The following is an 18,077-nucleotide window of genomic DNA, read 5'->3' on the forward strand; positions in this document are numbered from 1 at the left end:
AAATGGAGATGTGCTTTCGGGTTTATCCCCCCGCCCCGCCGCCCATACTAAGGAAAAAACAGGGGAGGCGGTCTTTTTATGCGCCGTGTGAGGGAAAAGCGAACCAAACTGCAAAAGCGCACCCGGGTGGTGGCCCTGGTGCTGGCGGCCGTGTCGGTGCTGCTGGGGGTGCGCATCTACGCCCTCGGCCGGGACGAGGAGATCGTCTCGGCCGCCCGCAGCCAGTCCACCCGGCGGGTGGTCATCTCCCAGAACCGGGGGACCATCTTCGACTGCAACCTGCAGCGGCTCACCAACGCCGAGACCGGGTACAAGCTGGTGGTGACCAAAAACTTCGGTCAGGTCAAATCCATCCTGCAAAAAATCGTCCCCGACGACCGGGACTACGCCCTGGAGATGGCGGCCAAGGGGAAAATCTTTTCGGTCCGCCTCACCGGACCCCTCAACTTTTCCGGGGGCTACACCGTGCGCTACCAAAAGCCGGTGGGGGAGGGGCAGTTGGCCCCCCACATCATCGGCTACACCGACGAAAGCGGCGGGGTGGTGGGGCTGCAAAAGGCCCTCAACAGCCAGTTGGAGGAGCTGGGCGGCGAGCGCTCCCTCTCCTTTGGAGTGGACGCCACCGGCTCCCCCCTCCTCTCGGGGGAGATCACCGGCGAGTCCGACCCCGACCTCAACCGCGGCCCGGTGCTGACGCTGGACAGCCGCGTCCAATCCCTCTGCGAGGAGGTGGGGGGCCGCTCCATCGAGTCGGGGGCCATCGTCGTTCTCGACAGCGCCTCGGGCGAGATCCGGGGCTGCGCCAGCTTCCCCGCCTACGACCCGGCCAACGTGGCCGCCAGCCTGAACGCCCCCCACTCCCCCCTGGTCAACAAGGCCTTTGAGGCCTACGCCGTGGGCTCGACCTTCAAGTTGGTCACCGCCTCCGCCGCCGTGGAGAGCGGCATCTCCCCCGACACCCGCTTCACCTGCGAGGGCCAGGTGACGGTGGGGGACACCGTCTACCGCTGCCACAAGCTGCAGGGCCACGGCGAACTGGACATGGCCGGGGCCATTGAAAAGTCCTGCAACTGCTATTTCGTCCAGCTCTCCCAGCAGATGGGGGACGAGTTCCTCCTCTCCCTGGCCAAGGATATGGGGTTTGGCAAAAAAACGGTCTTCTGTGACGGCCTCTCCACCGCGGCAGGCAATCTGCCCACCGCCCAGCAGCTCCTGCAGGGGGACATGGAGAACTTCTCCTTCGGCCAGGGCAAACTGTTGGCCACCCCGGTGCAGTTGGCGGCCATGGTCAACGTCTTTGCCCAAAACGGCGTCTACCGGCAGCCCACCCTGCTGCGCGGCACCTACCAGGACGGCCAGCTGCGGGCCGAGGCGCCGGCCGCCGCTCGGCAGGTGATTTCAGAGAAAACCGCCGCGGCCGTCAAGGAGGCCATGCTCCAGGTGACCGAGGAGGGCGGCACCGGCACCCGCGCCAAGGTGGAGGGGCTCTCCATCGCCGGCAAGACCGCCACCGCCCAGACCGGCGTCTTTGTGGACGGGGAAGAGCAGCTCAACGCCTACTTCTCCGGCTTTTTCCCGGCGGAAAACCCCCGCTACACGGTGGTGGTCTTCTGCGAGAACGGCGGCGAGGGCAGCTTTGTGGCCGCCCCCATCTTCAAGGAACTGGCCGAGGGACTGATGGCCCTGCAGTAGGGCCTGAAGTTTTTTGAAAAAAGTCCATTTCCCCCCTTGACCCTCACGCACCGTGAGGGGGTATAGTAGTCGTAGAGGGCAGCGGTCCCCGCCGCCCCCTCTGCCGGCAGAACGAACATCCACCACGACAAAAAGGGAGGGAGCACAAGCTGTGATGACCGTCAAACAGGTCGCCTCGCTGACTGGCGTCAGCGTGCGCACCCTGCAATTTTACGACGAGATCGGCCTGTTCAAACCGACCGCCACCAGCGAGGCGGGCTACCGCCTCTACGACGAGGCCGCGCTGGAGACCTTGCAGCAGATCCTGTTTTTCAAGGAGCTGGACTTCACCCTGCGGGAGATCCAGGCCATTCTGGCGGACCCCGCCTTTGACCGGGCGGCCGCCTTTGCCAAACAGCGGCAGCTCATCGAGATGAAGCGGGACCGGCTCAACGGCCTGTTGGAGCTTTTGGACAGGCTGACAAAGGGGGAGATATGGTTGGACTTTGACAAATTTGACATGAGCGAGTACTTCCGCGTGTTGGCGGAATTCAAGGAGACCCATCTGGAGAAGATCGTCGAGCGCTTCGGCAGCGTCGCGTCCTTCGACGAGATGCTCGATGAGCTGAAAGCCCACAGCGGGGACATCGCCCCGCTGGTGCTTCGGCAGTACGGCAGCATGGAGAGATACGCGGCCGCCATGAGGGAGACCTTTCAAAACTATCTGGAAAATGGCCCCTCGGTCGAGCCCTCCCAGGTGGATGAACTGGTCGCCCAGGGGGACGCCGTCGCCCACCGCATCCTGGGCGATCTGCAGGCAGACCCCGCCTCGCCCGAGGTGCAGGCGGCCGTCGCCGAGTGGGTCGCCATGGGCGAGCGCACCAGCGGCGGCACCAACATGGGCGATGGCTACTGGCCCTTTTTGGCCGAGTGCTACCTGACAAACCCCGCCTATATCGAGGGCACCGACCGCCACTTTGGCAAAGAGGGGTGCGCCCGCTTCTTGGGCCTCGCCCTCAAAGCCTATCTCGCCAAAAAGGAATAGCGCCGTCCGGCGCAAAAAGGGGGAGCGGGTCCCGGCATCCAAGTGTGCCGGGACCCGCTCTCCCTCTCTGTATAAAACCCGCCCGGAAGGGGAAACGTTCCAACAGGCGTCTTTTTAAAAAACACCCCTGGCGGAGTCGGTCAAATCCAACCATCCGCTCTCGATCAGTCAAAATCAGTCACCCCTCTGCGGCGGCATTTCCCCTGTACAGAAGGGGAAAAAGGGGAGGGACGGGCAGATTTCACAAAAGCAATCAGTCATATTCAGTCAGAAATACAACGATTATTTGATTAAAAATGATTGAATGTGATTGATATTGGTGATATGATGGGGGCACAGAACGGGGGAAGCCCCGACAGAAGGGGAGGAATGAGATGCTGACGGAAGAGCGCTACCGGGAGATCTTGCAGTGGGTGGCCCAGCGGGGCAGCGCCACGGTGGCCGAGTTGACCGCCCTGCTGGGGAGTTCGGAATCCACCGTCCGCCGGGACCTGACCGCCCTGCACAGGATGGGCAAACTCATCAAGGTACACGGGGGGGCCACGGCGCTGGAAAACAGCTATGTCGCCGGCGAGGATGAGGTCAGCGTCCGCCACGGGCAGAATACCGGGGAGAAGCAGCGGATCGCCGCCTATGCCGCCGGGCTCATCGGCGGGGGCGACTTCTGCTACATCGACGCGGGCACCACCACCGAAATGCTGGTGGACGCCCTGCAGGAGCGGGAGGCCGTCTACGTCACCAACGGGGTGGTACACGCGCAAAAGCTGGCCCAAAAGGGCTGCCGCACCGTCCTCTTGGGGGGCGAGGTGCGGGCCGTGACCGACGGCATCGTCGGCGGCGAGGCGCTGGCCGCCCTGGGCCGCTACCACTTCACCAAGGGCTTTTTTGGGGCCAACGGCGTCGGGCTGCAGGGGGGGTTCTCCACCCCCGACCTGCGGGAGGCCCAGGTCAAGGAGGCCGCCCTCCTGCACTGCGGCGAGGCCTTTGTGCTGGCCGACCCCAGCAAGTTCGGCAAGCTCTCCTCGGTGACCTTTGCCGATTTGGGCGACGCCGCCATCGTCACCACCCGCCTCGGCGACAGGAGATATGCCGAGAAAACCACCGTTTGGGAGGTAGATACCCTGTGATTTACACCGTTACCTTCAACCCCTCGCTGGACTACACCCTCTCCCTCGAAAAGCTGGAGCTGGGCCGGGTCAACCGGGCGGCGGGTGAGACCCTCGCCGCCGGGGGCAAGGGTCTCAACGTCTCGATGGTGCTGCAAAACCTGGGCTACCCCAGCACCGCCCTGGGCTTTGTCTCCGGCTTCACCGGCGACGAGATCGAGCGCCGGCTGAAAGCCCGCCGCTGCGCCACCCGCTTTATTCATCTGCCCGCGGGCCTCTCCCGCATCAACGTCAAGGTCCGGGCGGAGGAGGAGAGCGAGATCAACGGCCTCGGCCCCCCGATCGGGCCCGAGGCGCTGGAGGGGCTCTACGCCATCCTCGACGAGCTGGAGGAGGGCGACATCCTGGTGCTGGCCGGCAGCATCCCCGCCGCCCTGCCGGACGATATTTACCAGAACATCCTCAAGCGGCTTCAGGGCCGGGGGATCCGCGCCGCAGTGGACGCCACCGGCGACCTCCTCTGCGAGACCCTGCCCTACCGCCCCTTCCTCATCAAGCCCAACAACCACGAGCTGGGCGAGATTTTCGGCAGGCCCCTGGCGGGGGCGGAGGAGATCGCCTCCTGCGCCGAGCAACTGCGCCGGCGGGGGGCGCAAAACGTCCTCGTCTCCATGGCGGGGGACGGCGCCATCCTGGTGAGCGAGGGGGGCGCCCGCTTTCGGGCCGCCGCCCCCCAGGGCCAGGTCAAGGGCTCGGTGGGGGCGGGGGACTCGATGGTGGCCGGATTTTTGGCCGGCTGGCTGGCAAGCGGGGGCGACGTCAGGCGCGCCTTCGCCCTGGCCGTCGGCGCGGGCAGCGCCACCGCCTTCTCCGAGACCCTGGCCACCGGGGTCGAGGCCGAGCGCCTGGCATCCCAGGTGCGGATCGAATCGTTTTAAGAGGGGTCGCCCCCCTTTGAGAGAGGAGTAGGGAAGATATGCGAATCACCGAATTGCTCAGCGAGCAGGGGGTCGCGCTGCACTTTCAGGCCGCCGACAAGGCCCAGGCCGTCGACGAGCTGGTAGAGCGGATGGACAGTCTGGGGGTCCTTGCCGACAAGGCCGCCTATAAGGCCCAGATCCTGGCCCGCGAGGAGGAGGGGACCACCGGCATCGGCGAGGGGGTGGCCATCCCCCACGCCAAGGTGGCCGCCGTCAAGCGGGCGGCCCTGGTGGCAGCGGTCTCCCGGGACGGGGTGGACTACGACTCCCTCGACGGGGAGCCCACCCACCTGTTTTTCATGATCGCCGCCCCGGAGGAGGCCAAGAACTTCCACCTGGACCTGCTGGGCCGCCTCTCGGTCCTCCTGATGGACGAGGGGTTCCGCCAAAAGCTGATCGACGCCCCCACCCCGGCGGAGTTTTTGCGCATCATCGACGAGGCCGACGAGGAGAAGGCGGAGGGGGAGACCCCCCAGCCCGCCCCCGCCGCCGGATACCAGATCGTGGCGGTAACCGCCTGCCCCACCGGCATCGCCCACACCTATATGGCGGCCGAGGGGCTGGAGCAGAAGGCCGCCGAGCTGGGCGTCTCCATCAAGGTGGAGACCAACGGCTCCGGCGGGGCGAAAAACGTCCTCACCCCCGAGGAGATCGCCGGGGCCAAGGGGGTCATCGTCGCCGCCGACACCCAGGTGGCGATGGAGCGCTTTGACGGCAAGCGGGTGGTGCAGACCAGGGTGGCCGACGGCATCTCCAAGCCGGGCGAACTCATCGCCGCGGTGCTGGAGGAAAAGGCCCCCCTCTACCGCGCCCAGGGCGGTGGCCAACAGCCCTCCCGGTCCCAGGGCAGGGAGGGGGCGGGCCACGCCATCTACAAGCACCTGATGAACGGTGTCTCCCACATGCTGCCCTTCGTCATCGGCGGCGGCATCCTCATCGCCCTGGCCTTTTTGGCCGACACCCTCCTCGCCCCCGGGGCCGACCCGGCCAACTTCGGCAAAAACTCCCAGCTGGCGAACTTCCTCAAGACGGTGGGGGAGGCGGCCTTCGGCTTCATGCTGCCCATCCTGGCGGGCTACATCGCCTCCTCCATCGCCGACCGGCCGGGGCTGGCCGTGGGCTTTGTGGGCGGCGCCCTGGCCAGCGCCGGGGGCTCGGGCTTTTTGGGGGCGTTGATCGCCGGCTTTGCCGCGGGCTACCTGGTGCTTCTCCTCAAATGGCTCTGCGACAAACTCCCCGCCTCGCTGGAGGGGCTCAAGCCGGTGCTCCTCTACCCCCTCTTTGGCATCCTTGGCATCGGCGCTGCCATCACCTTTGTGGTCAACCCGCCGGTGAGCGCCCTCAACGCCGCCATCTCAAACGGCCTCATCAACATGGGCGAGGCCAGCGGCATCCTGCTGGGGGTGGTGTTGGCCGCCATGATGGCCATCGACATGGGCGGCCCCTTCAACAAGGCGGCCTATGTCTTCGGCACCGCCTCCCTGCTGACGGCCGGCGGCGCCTCCATCTCCTCCGGGCCGATGGCGGCGGTGATGATCGGCGGCATGGTGCCCCCTCTGGCCATCGCCCTCTGTTCCACCTTCTTTAAAAACCGCTTCACCGCCAAAGAGCGCCAGTCCGGCCTCACCAACTATATCATGGGGCTCTCCTTCATCACCGAGGGGGCCATCCCCTTTGCGGCGGCCGACCCGCTGCGGGTCATCCCCGCCTGCGCCATCGGCTCGGCGGTGGCGGGCGGCCTGAGCATGTTCTTCGGCTGCACCCTGCCGGCCCCCCACGGCGGCATCTTCGTCATCCCGGTGGTGCACAACTGGCCCATGTACCTGCTGGCCCTGGCCATCGGCTCGGCGGTGAGCACGCTCCTGCTGGCCCTGTTAAAGAAACCCGTCGGGGAGGACTGACCCCCTGACGACCATCCACCATCCAAACAAGGAGGAATCGATTGTGATCACATTCACCTACACCATCACCGACGCGTCCGGCATCCACGCCCGCCCCGCGGGCCTGCTGGTCAAACAGGCGGCCGGGTTCCCCTGCGCCATCACCCTGCGAAAGGGGGAGAAGACCGCCGACGCCAAGCGCATCTTCGCCGTCATGAGCCTGGCCGCCAAACAGGGCGAGACCATCACCGTCTCCTGCGACGGCGAGGGCGAGGCCGAGGCGGCCAAGGCCCTGGAGGCCTTTTTGGCGGAAAATCTCTAGGGATAGGGGCGCGCAAGGACTTTTAGAGAGGACGGGGATCCACGGTGCACAGATACCAAAGGGCGCTGTTTCTTTTTCTCGCGCTGCTCACCCTTTCGCTGACAGGGTGTAAAGGGCCAAACAAAGCTGCCGAAGAGCCCCAGCTGTCGGTGCACATCGCCCAGGCCAAATTGGTGATGGAGGTGGGCGAGGTGCGGCAGCTCACCGTCGACATCGAGTCCACCTTCAGTCCGACCGTCGGCTGGAGGATCGAAGGGGCGGAGATTCTCGCCTCGCTGGGCGACGGAAAGCTGAAAGCCCTCTCTGTCGGCGAGGCAACGGTGACGGTGATCGTCGAGGCTGACGGCAGGGAGGTCTCTGACTCGGTGCAGGTAGAGGTCGTCCCCGCCAAAGGGGACTCGTGATTTACAATGAACGATTTGACGGATTGAGGCGCGCCGGTCACCCCGGCGCGGGAAAGGGGCGGTCTCTGTGATTCGCATCAAAGGAAAGGGCGTCTCGGGCGGCGTCGCCATCGGGCGGCTCCACTTTTACGAAAACCGGCGCCAACAGGTGGAGCGCCGCCACGTCGCGGACGCAGCGGCCGAGCTCGCCCGGTTTGAGGCGGCAGCCCAGACGGCGGCCCAGCAGTTGGGCGCGCTGCGCGACCGAGCCGTGGGCGAGGTGGGGGAGTCGGGCGCCCAAATTTTTGAGATCCACCAGATGATGCTCGAGGACCTGGATTACCGCGAGTCCATCGCCGACATCATCCAGCGCCAAAAGGTCAACGCCGAGTACGCCGTAGCCGCCACCGGGGAGAACTTCTCCCAGATGTTTTCCGAGATGGACGACGAGTACATGCGCGCCCGGGCCGCCGACGTGAAGGACGTCTCCGACCGGCTGCTGCGGGTGCTCGCCGGCCAGGGCGACGCCCTCATCGGCGGGGAGGAGCCGGTCATCGTCGCCGCCGGGGACCTGACCCCCAGCGAGACGGTGCAGTTGGACAAGGGGAAGGTGCTGGCCTTCGCCACCGCCGAGGGCTCCTCCAACTCCCACACCGCCATCCTCGCCCGGACCATGCAGATCCCCGCCGTCATCGGCCTGGGGGCGGGGCTCGACCGCCGCTACGACAGGGTCCTCTGCGCGGTGGACGGCGCCGCCGGCGAGCTGGTGGTGGACCCCGACGAGCAGACCCTGGCCGCCCTGCGCCAAAAGCAGCGGGAGGACGAGGAGGCCGAGGCGCTGCTGCAATCCCTGCGGGGGCAGGAAAACGTCACCAAAGACGGCCGGCACATCGACGTGTTTGCCAACGTGGGCAGTGTCGCCGACGTGGGGCTGGCCCTGCAGAGCGACGCCGGCGGGGTGGGGCTCTTTCGCAGCGAGTTCCTCTACCTGGAAAACAGCGATTACCCCACCGAGGGGGAGCAGTTTGCCGCCTACAAGGCCGCGGGCGAGATCCTCGCCGGGCGGCGGGTCATCATCCGCACCCTGGACATCGGCGCCGACAAGCAGGTGGGCTACTTCCACCTCCCCAAAGAGGAAAACCCCGCCCTGGGGTATCGGGCCATCCGCCTCTGCCTCGACCGGGAGGAGATGTTCAAGACCCAGCTGCGGGCCATCCTCTGCGCCTCCGCCTTCGGCAACCTGGCCATCATGGTTCCCATGGTCATCTCGGTGGAGGAGGTGCGCCGGGTCAAGGCCCTCCTCGACGGCCTCAAAGCCGAGTTGCGGGAACAGGGCGTCAAGTTTGACGAGGGGATCCCCCTTGGCATCATGATCGAGACCCCGGCCGCCGCCCTGATCGCCGACGAGTTGGCGCAGGAGGTCGACTTTTTCAGCATCGGCACCAACGACCTCACCCAGTACACCCTGGCCATCGACCGGCAGAACGCCCAGTTGGAGTCCCTCTACGACCCCCACCACAAGGCCATCCTGCGGCTGATCCGCCGGGTGGTGGAGAGCGCCCACCAGGCGGGCATCTGGGTGGGCGTCTGCGGGGAGCTGGGGGCCGACCTCTCCCTCACCGAGACCTTTTTGGCCCTGGGGGTCGACGAGCTCTCGGTCTCCCCGGGCCGGGTGCTGGCGGTGCGCCGGCAGGTGCGGGCCTGCGACCTCTCCCGCCGGGAGGAGATCCTCGCCGCCATCGGCCGCTGAGGGGCGCCGAAGAGACGGAAAAAGGGCCCCCGCACCGGAACACACCGGTGCGGGGGCCCTTTTTTGCGGCGGGATGCGGTCTGTGAAAAGGGGACTATTTTGCCCCCGTTCGCCCCATACTCTGTAAAAAGCGCCGTGTCCGGCGGCGCGGGAGGGGAGAGATGGGGATGAAGCGGTTGGGAAAGGCGCTGGCGGCGGCCCTGGCCTTCTGGCTGGCCCTGGCCTTCTCGAGCTGGGCCGGCCCGGCCCTGGCCCGCCGGGTGGAGAGCAGCCCCCGGCTGCTGGCCCTCTACGCCAGCGGGGGAGAGTTTGAGCAAAACCCCTATTTCAGCGAGGAGAGCCAGGCGCGCTTCGGGGTGCCGCTGGACCTGCTTTCCCCCCTGGGACTTGCGCCGCCGGTACCCCAGGCCGAACTCTGCCGCCAGTACGCCCAGCGGGCGGAGGAGATGGCCTACCTCCTCTGCCAAAACCAGCCCTACCTCGAGTACCTGCGGGGGGAGGGGACCGGTCTCGCCGGGTTGGCGGAGTACTGCCAGCGGGTGGCCCAGCTCCCCGACAACCTGACCTACGCCTGCCGCTACCTCCTCTTTTTGCTCTGGGTGCTCTTTTTGCACCTGCTCCTGCGCAACCGGCCCGCCCTCTATTTCGGGATGGGGCTGCTCTGCCTGCTGGCCACCGGCTTCAAGCTCTCGGGCAACCTGCTGGCGGCGGCCCTGCTGGGCAGCCCCGCCGCCCTGCACGGGGTGGCCGAGGGGGCGGTGCCGCCCCTGTTGGAGGCCATGCTCACCTTCCTCATCTTCGACATCACCCTCCTCTCCCTCGAGCAGTCCCGGCTGGGCAGAAAGCTGGCCCCCCTCTACCGGGACCTGCCGGCGTTGCAGACCCTGATCGCCACCCTCTCCGCCGCTCCGGCCGCCCCCGCCCTCTACCGCAGCCGGGTGGAGCGGTCCCTGCCCCGCTTCGCCGCCTACGCCAAACAGAATAGGAGCCGAAGGGCGAAGGCCCTTCGGCTCCAGCGGGCGGTGGAGGCCCTGGCGGGACCCCACACCAACCAGTCCTTTATCCGCGACTTGGTGCGGCTGCAGACCCTCCTTCCAAACCGCTAGACCCGACCTTTTTCATGTACCACAGGCAGAGCAGCAGGGAGAAGAGGGTGGCCAGGGGGGCGGCAAAGCCCACCGGCGTGAGGGTCCCCCCGCCGCTGCGGGAGAAGAAGAGGGAGAGGGGGATGCGCACCAGAAAGGTGGAGAGCAGGCTGTGCACCAGGGGGAAGACCGGGTGCCCGCCCCCGCTCAAAAAGGCGTTCATGCAGAAGACGAAGCAGACGGCCATGCAGTCGGCGCTGTATGCCCGCAGGTAGCCGCTCCCCGCCGCCACCACCCGGGGGTCGCCGGTGAAGAGCCCCACCAGGGCCGGGGCCTGTAACTGGGCGGCCAGAAAACAGCCCGCCCCGAACACCAGCGAGAGGGCGATGGCCATCTTGAGGCAGCGCTTGGCCCGCCCCATCATCCCCGCGCCCCGGTGCTGGGCGGTCATGGCCGAGAGGGCGGCGGCAAAGGCGGTGGTGGGCAGCATGGAGAAGGCGATCAGCTTCTCCACCACCCCCACGGCGGCCGCCGCCACCAGCCCCAGCCCGTTGAGGATGGCGGTGATGATGAGAAAGGAGAGGTTGACCAGCCCCTCCTGCAGGGCGATGGGGGCCCCGGTGGCCAGCACCTGTTTGGCCGCCACCAGCTTGAAGCAGGGCGCGCCGCCCCGGTACTTGCGCACCAGCCCCCGCCCGGCCAGGTAGAACAGGGCCAGCACCAGGCTCGCCACCTGGGCGAGGACGGTCGAGACCGCGGCCCCGGCCGCCCCCTGGCGCATCACCCCCACAAAGAGCACGTCGGTGGAGACGTTGATGACACAGGCCAGGGCGATGAGCAGCAGCGGGGTGCGGGAGTCCCCCAGCCCCCGCAGGATGCCGCTGACGGCGTTGTACCCCACAATGAAGGGGATGCCCAGGGCGCAGAGAAAGAGGTACTGCCGGGTGGTGGCCAGGGCCTCGGCGGGCACCTGCATCAAGTTGCAGATGGGGTCGAGGAGGAGCAGGGTGGCGGCGCAGAGGGCCAGGGAGAGCAGCCCGAACACCCAGAAGATGGTCTTGACCGCGCTGGCAACCTCCCGCCCCCGGCGGGCGCCGTAGTACTGGCCGATGAGCACCGTCCCCCCGGCGGTCAGGCCGATGGAGAGGCCGGTGATGGTCTGCATCACCTGTCCGCCGGTGGCCACCGCGCAGACCCCCACCGAGTCGGAAAACCGCCCCACCATGAACAGGTCCGAGGCCCCGTAGCAGGCCTGCAGGATGTTTGCCAGCAAAAAGGGGAGCGAGAACCGCACCAGTGTCCCAAAGGCGCTCCCCTCCGTCAGCCGCCGTCCCTCCATTTTGATTCCCCCCAAAATTCCTGTATTTTTTCATTCCTATGCGAAGGGGGAGCGGTTCATGCGCCCCGCCGGGGTCTCAGCGGGCCAACAGGGCCAGGTTGAGCCCCAAGACCAACAGGGCGGCGGCCGCCACTACCCAGGCCCAGCGGCGGAAGGAGCGGTCCATCTTTCGGCTCTCCTCCGGCCCCGGCGGTGGGGGTAGGGGGGGCAGCGCGATCTCCGCCCCCCGCTTTCCCCGGCGGCAGAGGGCGTAGAGCAGCAGCCCCAGGGCCGACCAGGCCGCCCCCGCCAGGGCGGCGAAGGGGTCCAGCTGGGTCATCATCACCAGGTAGATGAGGATGCTCACCGGCGCCCCCACCCAGAGCAGGGGGGCCCGGTAGGGTCGGGTCAGGTCGGGCTTGTGCAGCCGCAGCCCACAGGCCGCGGCGATGCCGATGACGTAGTAAAAGAGGGTCGCGAAGAGGGAGAGGGAGGCAATGTAGGCGATGGAGCCGGTGCCCACCAGCAAAACCATCAGCCCCCCGATGACGGCCACGGCCGCGGCAGGGGTGTGCCAGCGGGGGTGCAGCCTGCCGAAGACAGCGGGGGCCGCCCCGTCCCTGGCCATGGTGTAGAGGTAGCGCGCCGGGGCCGACACCCCGGCGTTGAGGGTGGAGAAGTCGCCCCCAAAGGCGATGCCCGCGCAGAGGAGCACCAGGGGGAAGCCCACCACCCCGGCCAGGCGCATCCCCTCGGCATAGGGGGCGGCCGCTGTGGCCAGCTGCCCCAGGGCGTCCCCCGGCACCAGGGCCACCAGCGCCCACTGGAACAGCCCGTTGACCGCAAAGACCAAAAACGGGGCCAGGAAGAGGGCCCGGGGCAGGTTTTTCTGGGGGTAGCGGATCTCCTCCCCCATGGCGCAGCAGGTCTCAAACCCGGCAAAACACCACCAGATGAGACAGACGCACCCCAGAAAGCCGCTGGGGGTCAGGCTGGACGGGTCGGGCACCGCCACCGGCCCGCCGCCGGTCAGGGAGGGCAGAAGGGAGAGCACCCAGACCGCCGCCACCCCCCAGAAGAAAAAGAGGAACCCGTTTTGCAGCCGCCCGGTCATCTCCACCCCCCGCACGGCCAGCAGCAAAAAGACCACCAGGGTGATGCAGGCCACCCACCGGTCCGAGAGGGGCAGCTCGATCCCCAGGGCCCCCAGCAGGGTGCGCAGGTAGAAGCTGAAGGCCAGGGCCTCGCCGCTGGCCACCGACACCATGGAGATGATGAAATTCCACCCCGCCAGCATCCCAAAGGGCCGCCCCAACCCCAGCGACGCGTATTGATATGTACCCCCGGAAAAGGGGAGGGCGGCCCCCATCTCGGCATAGAGCAGGGCGGGGTAGATGCTCACCAACATGGCCGCCAGGGTGGCGAGGATGGTGGCGGGCCCCAGCATCCCCACCACGTTGGCCCCCACGGTGAACAGCCCCACCCCGATCACCGTTCCCACCGTCAGGGTGATGGTCTCCCGCAGCCCCAGACAGCGCCTCAGCCCGGCCTGCGCCGGGTCGCTTTTGCAGTTTTGCATGGCATTCCTTCCTCTCACAGCAGTGTTTGGCCGTCCGCGCGGCCTCCGCCAGTCTACGGGAAGGTGGGGAAAAAGGTGTGCCCGGCCTCCCTCGTCAGCCCCGTTGTCCCGCCGGGCGGGATGTGCTATAATCCCCCCATATCCCCTCCCCGCCCCGTGGGCGGAGAGGGGGCAGGGAGGGATTGCACAATGGTGGAAAACAGCTCTTTTGAAGACCGCCTTTTCGAGGGGGTGCGGCTGGAGGGGGAGACCCTTGCGGGGTGCACCTTTGCCGACTGCACCTTTCGCGACTGCGCCGCCGAAAACTGCCGGCTGCTGGGCTGCACCTTCTCCGGCTGCCGGTTCGAGGGGTGCCGGGTGACCAACCTGCGCAGCGAGGGATCGGAACTCCGCGGCACCGACTGGGTCGCCTCCTCCCTGGTGGGGGTCAACTGGGGCGAACTGCTGCCCAGCGGCCGCTTTGCCGAGCCGGTCAGCAGCCTGGAGGACTGCCAGCTCAGGTACAACACCTTCACCGGGATGAGCCTGCGCCGGTTTGACTTTTCCAGTTGCGCCCTCCTGCGCTCCACCTTCGGCGAGTGCGACCTCTTCGAGAGCCGCTTTTTCGGCTGCCGGCTGGAGGGGACCGAGTTTTTCAAGTGCGACCTGCGGAGGGCGGATTTCCGCGAGGCGACGGGGTATGAGGTCGACGTTCTCACCAGCCGGATGAAGGGGGCCCGCTTCTCCTTCCCCGAGGCCGTCAACCTCCTCCACTCCCTGGAAGTCACCGTCGAGTGAGTGTCCCCGACAGGCAAAAGAGAGGGCCCCCGGACAGCGCTGCCGTCCGGGGGCCTCTTCCTTTTTTTATCGGGTCTGTCCGGGTCGGCGACGGCGCTCCTGCTCAAAGGAGAAGCCGCGCCCCCGCACCTCCCCCACCTCGCTGAGCACCATGAAGGCCTGGGGGTCGATGGCGGTCACCACCGATTTGAGCCGGGCCAGTTCCCGGTTGGAGACCACCGCCATCACCACCTGCTGGTTGGCCAGCAGGTAGCCGGTGGTGGCCGCCAGCAGGGTGGTGCCCCGCTCCAGCTGTTCCTGAATGGCCTGGCTGATCTCCTGGTACTTGGGGCTGATGATCATGGCCTGGGTCTGGCTCTTGCCCAGCAGCAGCACCCGGCTCATCACCAGGGCGCTGATGAGGACTTCCAGCACCCCGAAGAGCACCTGCTCAGCGCTGGAATAGCCGATTTGGCAGAGCAGGATCACCGTGTCAAAGCCGTACATCAGCCCCGCCAGGGGCAGCCCCACCTTTTCGTGGAGGATCACCGGCGGGATGTCCATCCCCCCGGTGGAGGAGCCTACCCGCAGCACCAGGCCGACCCCCAGCCCCACCAGCAGCCCGCTGTACACCGTCTGCAAGAGGATGTTGTCGGTGAAGGTGGTCAGGGCGGGGACAGACTGAAACAGCTTGACAAACAGCGGGTAGAGCACCGAGGAAAGGAGGGTGGACAGGGCAAAGCGCCGCCCCAAAAAGGCCGCCCCCACGAAAAAGAGGACGAAGTTGAGGGCCGAAAGCGCCAACGAGATGTCCACCGGCAGCAGGTGGCTGATGAGCAGGGCCAGGCCGGTGGCCCCGCCGGAAATCAGCCCCCCGGGCACGATAAAGGCCACCACCCCCAGGGCCAGGATGGCGTTCCCCGCCACGATGAAGGGGACCTTCTTCCCCTCCTCTTTCCAGTCGATTTTCATCTCCGGTCACGTCCTTTCTCTCTAGCTTTTCCAAACAGAGCCAGTATACGCGATTTGGCCCCGTTTTTCCAGAGCGGGCGCCAAAAAAGAGGGGCTTTTTACCGATTTTGGGTGTCCGGTCTGGGCGGGCGGGGAAAATGGCCTGAAAAAGCCGCCTTTTCCTTGACAAACGGCGGCCGGTGCGTGTACAATCATCTTTGTGAAAGACGCTGAAGAGGAAGGCTGTGCGCCTCCCCACCCAGAGAGGGGCCCCTGTGCTGAAAGGGCCCTTGGGCGGGGCGCATGGCTGCCGCCTTGGAGTTTCGCCGGGAGGACCGGCGGCGGGCCCGGCCCCGTTACGGCCGCAAAGAGGCGGGGGCCTTTGCGCCCTGCGCAATTTGGGTGGTACCGCGGAAACTGACAGCTTTCGTCCCAGAGTGGGGGCGGAGCTGTTTTTTTGTATGCCGCGGCCGCCGGCCAGGGGCAGACCCCTTCGGCGCAACCAACGAGAGAAGAGGAGCGAGTCGATCGTGAAATGGACTGGACTGAATCAACTGCGGGAAGAGTTTCTCGCCTTTTTTGAGGAGAAGGGGCACACCCGCCTCCCCAGCGCCCCGCTGGTGCCCCAGGGGGACAACAGCCTCCTGCTCATCAACTCGGGGATGGCCCCGCTGAAAAAGTACTTTCTCGGCCAGGAGACCCCGCCCAACGTCCGGGTCACCACCTGCCAAAAGTGCATCCGCACCCCCGACATCGAGCAGGTGGGCAAGACCGCCCGCCACGGCACCTACTTTGAGATGTTGGGCAACTTCTCCTTTGGCGACTACTTCAAGAAAGAGGCCATCGCCTGGGCCTGGGAGTTCATCACCCAGCGGCTGGAGATCCCGGTGGACAAGCTCTGGGTCACCATCTACCTGGACGATGACGAGGCCTACGACATCTGGACCAAGGAGATCGGCGTGGCCCCCGAGCGGGTGGTCCGCCTGGGCAAGGAGGACAACTTCTGGGAGATCGGCGCCGGCCCCTGCGGCCCCTGCTCCGAGATCTACTTTGACCGGGGCGAGAAGTACGGCTGCGGCAGCCCCGACTGCGGCCCCGGCTGCGAGTGCGACCGCTTCATGGAGTTTTGGAACCTGGTGTTCTCCCAGTTCGTCAACGACGGCGAGGGCAACTACACCGAGATGGAGCACAAGAACATCGACACCGGCATGGGGCTTGAGCGCCTCGCCTGCCTGATGCAGGGGGTGGACAACCTCTTCGAGGTGGACACCGTCCAGAACATCATGAAGCACATCAGCAAGATCGCCGGCGTCCACTACGGCGAGGACCCCCGCACCGACGTCTCCCTGCGGGTGGTGACCGACCACATCCGCTCCACCGTCTTCATGGTCTCCGACGGGGTGGTGCCGCAAAACGAGGGCCGGGGCTACGTGCTGCGCCGGCTGCTGCGCCGGGCCGCCCGCCACGGCCGGCTGCTGGGCATCGACCGGGCCTTCCTCTACCAGGTCTGCGACACCGTCATCGACGAGAACATCGGCGCCTACCCCGAGTTGGGCGAGAAGCGGGAGTACATCAAAAAGGTCATCCAGAACGAAGAGCTCCGCTTTGAAAAGACCATCGACCAGGGGATGGATCTGCTGGGCACCATGCTCGACCACATCAGCGCCGAGCAGATCAAAGCCGGCAAGGCCGTCCTCTCCGGGGACGAGGCCTTCAAGCTCTACGACACCTTCGGCTTCCCCATCGACCTGGTGCGGGAGATCGTGGCCGAGCGGGAGATCGGCCTGGACGAAGCGACCTTCAACGAGCTGATGGAGCAGCAGCGCCAGCGGGCTCGCGCCGCCAGGGAGCAGATGGACACCATCGCCTGGTCGGAGGACGTCACCGCCGAGCTGGACCTGCCCCGCACCGCGTTTGTGGGCTATGAAAAGCTGGACGCGGTGGCCCGCTTGGCCTGCATCATCGCGGGCGGCCAGCTGGCTGACAGCGTCACCGCCGGCGAGCAGGCCACCCTCATCTTCGACACCACCCCCTTCTACGCCGAGAGCGGCGGACAGGTGGGGGACCGGGGCGCCATCACCGGCGAGGGGGTCGCCGCCCTGGTGGAGGGCTGCACCAAGTCCCCCACCGGCCAGTACCTCCACACCGTCACCGTGCAGTGCGGCACCCTCCACACCGGCGACGCCCTGCGCCTCTCGGTGGACAAGGACTACCGCGCCGCCGTGGCCCGCAACCACACCTCTGCCCACCTGCTGCAGGCCGCCCTGCGGGAGGTGTTGGGCGAGCATGTCCACCAGGCCGGCCAGCTGGTGACCAAGGACCGCGTCCGCTTTGACTTCTCCCACTTCTCCTCCATGAGCGGGCTGGAACTGGCCCAGGTGGAGGAGCTGGTCAACCGCAAGATCATGGAGGCCCTGCCCACCGACGTGCGGGAGATGCCCATTGAGGAGGCCAAGCAGCTGGGGGCCATGGCCCTCTTTGGCGAGAAGTACGGAGACACCGTCCGGGTCTGCTCGGTGGGGGATTTCTCCCGCGAGTTCTGCGGCGGCACCCACGTGAAGAACACCGGCTGCATCGGGCTGTTCAAGATCCTCTCCGAGAGCTCGGTGGCCGCCGGCGTCCGCCGGATCGAGGCCGTCACCGGCTTCGGCGTCATCCGCCAGCTCGACCGCGACCAGGAGGCCATCCAGCAGGCCGCCCGGGCCCTGAAACTGCAAAACCCCGCCGACTTGGTGGAAAAGGCTGAGTCGGTGATGGGCGAGCTCAAGCGCTGCGGCAAGCAGATCGAGGAGCTGGGCAGCCAGCTGGCCGCCATCCAGATGGACAGCCTCTTCGAGCAGGCCACCGAGGTGGGGAACGTGCGGCTGGTCAGCGCCTCCTTCACCGGCACCGACGCCAAGAGCCTGCGCTCGATGGGCGAACGGGTGCGGGACAAGGCGTCGCGGATGGTGGCCGTCCTCTCCACCGTGGTCGACGGCAAGGGCACTATCTGCGTCTCCTGCGGCAAGGAGGCCGTTGAGGCCGGGGTCCACGCCGGCAATCTGGTCAAGGAGATCGCCAAACTGGCCGGGGGCAGCGGCGGCGGCCGGGCCGACAATGCCATGGCCGGCGTCAAGGAGATCTTCAAAATCGACGAGGCCATCGCCCAGGTACCCAGCATCATCGCCCGAATGATCGCCCACTAGTGCCTTTTCCGCCCCGCCTGTGACAGGGCGCGGCGTCAGCGCTTACACAGAATCGCCCGGCGGGCG

General features: G+C 66.8%; 14 protein-coding genes. 11 read left to right on the forward strand and 3 right to left on the reverse strand.

The features are described from left to right. Positions 1 to 78 precede the first annotated feature (78 nt). The 9 genes from BN3266_RS09410 to BN3266_RS09450 all read left to right on the forward strand — a co-directional run bounded on the left by BN3266_RS09410 (position 79) and on the right by BN3266_RS09450 (position 10,243). Positions 79 to 1,692, forward strand: coding sequence for a peptidoglycan D,D-transpeptidase FtsI family protein (locus tag BN3266_RS09410; RefSeq protein ID WP_059004950.1), 1,614 nt, complete (start codon positions 79 to 81; stop codon positions 1,690 to 1,692). Between the two features lie 154 nt (positions 1,693 to 1,846). Beyond that, positions 1,847 to 2,716: a MerR family transcriptional regulator gene (locus BN3266_RS09415; protein ID WP_242861789.1), complete on the forward strand. Its 870-nt coding sequence runs from the start codon at positions 1,847 to 1,849 to the stop codon at positions 2,714 to 2,716. Between the two features lie 374 nt (positions 2,717 to 3,090). Continuing rightward, positions 3,091 to 3,843 carry a DeoR/GlpR family DNA-binding transcription regulator gene (locus BN3266_RS09420; RefSeq protein WP_059004952.1) on the forward strand — a complete coding sequence of 251 codons (753 nt, stop codon included), beginning with the start codon at positions 3,091 to 3,093 and terminating at the stop codon, positions 3,841 to 3,843. Continuing rightward, the gene (gene pfkB, locus BN3266_RS09425; RefSeq protein ID WP_059004953.1) at positions 3,840 to 4,760 is read left to right on the forward strand and encodes a 1-phosphofructokinase; all 921 of its coding nucleotides are present in this window, start codon (positions 3,840 to 3,842) and stop codon (positions 4,758 to 4,760) included. Before BN3266_RS09420 ends, pfkB begins: the two co-directional genes overlap by 4 nt. A gap of 38 nt (positions 4,761 to 4,798) precedes the next feature. Beyond that, the gene (locus tag BN3266_RS09430; protein WP_059004954.1) at positions 4,799 to 6,703 is read left to right on the forward strand and encodes a PTS fructose transporter subunit IIABC; all 1,905 of its coding nucleotides are present in this window, start codon (positions 4,799 to 4,801) and stop codon (positions 6,701 to 6,703) included. A gap of 43 nt (positions 6,704 to 6,746) precedes the next feature. Then, positions 6,747 to 7,004, forward strand: a complete 258-nt coding sequence (locus BN3266_RS09435; RefSeq protein ID WP_154669049.1) for an HPr family phosphocarrier protein — start codon at positions 6,747 to 6,749, stop codon at positions 7,002 to 7,004. A 149-nt stretch (positions 7,005 to 7,153) separates the two neighbouring features. Beyond that, complete coding sequence (locus BN3266_RS09440) at positions 7,154 to 7,408, forward strand: Ig-like domain-containing protein (RefSeq protein WP_154669050.1); 255 nt, start codon at positions 7,154 to 7,156, stop codon at positions 7,406 to 7,408. A 67-nt stretch (positions 7,409 to 7,475) separates the two neighbouring features. Beyond that, the gene (gene ptsP, locus BN3266_RS09445; protein WP_059004957.1) at positions 7,476 to 9,137 is read left to right on the forward strand and encodes a phosphoenolpyruvate--protein phosphotransferase; all 1,662 of its coding nucleotides are present in this window, start codon (positions 7,476 to 7,478) and stop codon (positions 9,135 to 9,137) included. Positions 9,138 to 9,304: 167 nt separating this feature from the next. Next, complete coding sequence (locus tag BN3266_RS09450; RefSeq protein ID WP_059004958.1) at positions 9,305 to 10,243, forward strand: hypothetical protein; 939 nt, start codon at positions 9,305 to 9,307, stop codon at positions 10,241 to 10,243. Here the strand turns inward: BN3266_RS09450 and BN3266_RS09455 are convergent. Continuing rightward, positions 10,197 to 11,561 carry an MATE family efflux transporter gene (locus BN3266_RS09455; RefSeq protein WP_059005567.1) on the reverse strand — a complete coding sequence of 455 codons (1,365 nt, stop codon included), beginning with the start codon at positions 11,559 to 11,561 and terminating at the stop codon, positions 10,197 to 10,199. The genes BN3266_RS09450 and BN3266_RS09455 overlap by 47 nt on opposite strands. 76 nt (positions 11,562 to 11,637) lie before the next feature. Then, positions 11,638 to 13,119, reverse strand: a complete 1,482-nt coding sequence (locus BN3266_RS09460; RefSeq protein ID WP_059004959.1) for an APC family permease — start codon at positions 13,117 to 13,119, stop codon at positions 11,638 to 11,640. Positions 13,120 to 13,308: 189 nt separating this feature from the next. Here BN3266_RS09460 and BN3266_RS09465 point away from each other — a divergent pair, with 189 nt between their 5' ends. Next, entirely contained in the window at positions 13,309 to 13,896 is a 588-nt protein-coding gene (locus BN3266_RS09465; RefSeq protein WP_059004960.1) for a pentapeptide repeat-containing protein, read from the forward strand. 66 nt (positions 13,897 to 13,962) lie between these two features. Here the strand turns inward: BN3266_RS09465 and BN3266_RS09470 are convergent, their stop codons facing one another. Continuing rightward, positions 13,963 to 14,847 carry a YitT family protein gene (locus tag BN3266_RS09470; RefSeq protein WP_059004961.1) on the reverse strand — a complete coding sequence of 295 codons (885 nt, stop codon included), beginning with the start codon at positions 14,845 to 14,847 and terminating at the stop codon, positions 13,963 to 13,965. 509 nt (positions 14,848 to 15,356) lie between these two features. Between BN3266_RS09470 and alaS the strand changes: the two genes are divergently transcribed. Next, positions 15,357 to 18,011 carry an alanine--tRNA ligase gene (alaS, locus tag BN3266_RS09475; RefSeq protein ID WP_059004962.1) on the forward strand — a complete coding sequence of 885 codons (2,655 nt, stop codon included), beginning with the start codon at positions 15,357 to 15,359 and terminating at the stop codon, positions 18,009 to 18,011. Positions 18,012 to 18,077: the final 66 nt, after the last annotated feature.

It is taken from the genome of Bittarella massiliensis (ex Durand et al. 2017), assembly GCF_001486165.1.
Classification (GTDB): Bacteria; Bacillota; Clostridia; order Oscillospirales; family Ruminococcaceae; genus Bittarella; species Bittarella massiliensis.

Bases quoted from the DNA above. Each gene is read 5' to 3' on its own strand.
- BN3266_RS09410 (WP_059004950.1), top strand. From the start codon at position 79: ATGCGCCGTGTGAGGGAAAAGCGAACCAAACTGCAAAAGCGCACCCGG.
- BN3266_RS09415 (WP_242861789.1), top strand. From the start codon at position 1,847: ATGACCGTCAAACAGGTCGCCTCGCTGACTGGCGTCAGCGTGCGCACC.
- BN3266_RS09420 (WP_059004952.1), top strand. From the start codon at position 3,091: ATGCTGACGGAAGAGCGCTACCGGGAGATCTTGCAGTGGGTGGCCCAG.
- BN3266_RS09430 (WP_059004954.1), top strand. From the start codon at position 4,799: ATGCGAATCACCGAATTGCTCAGCGAGCAGGGGGTCGCGCTGCACTTT.
- BN3266_RS09450 (WP_059004958.1), top strand. From the start codon at position 9,305: ATGAAGCGGTTGGGAAAGGCGCTGGCGGCGGCCCTGGCCTTCTGGCTG.
- BN3266_RS09455 (WP_059005567.1), bottom strand. From the start codon at position 11,561: ATGGAGGGACGGCGGCTGACGGAGGGGAGCGCCTTTGGGACACTGGTG.
- BN3266_RS09460 (WP_059004959.1), bottom strand. From the start codon at position 13,119: ATGCAAAACTGCAAAAGCGACCCGGCGCAGGCCGGGCTGAGGCGCTGT.
- BN3266_RS09465 (WP_059004960.1), top strand. From the start codon at position 13,309: ATGGTGGAAAACAGCTCTTTTGAAGACCGCCTTTTCGAGGGGGTGCGG.
- BN3266_RS09470 (WP_059004961.1), bottom strand. From the start codon at position 14,847: ATGAAAATCGACTGGAAAGAGGAGGGGAAGAAGGTCCCCTTCATCGTG.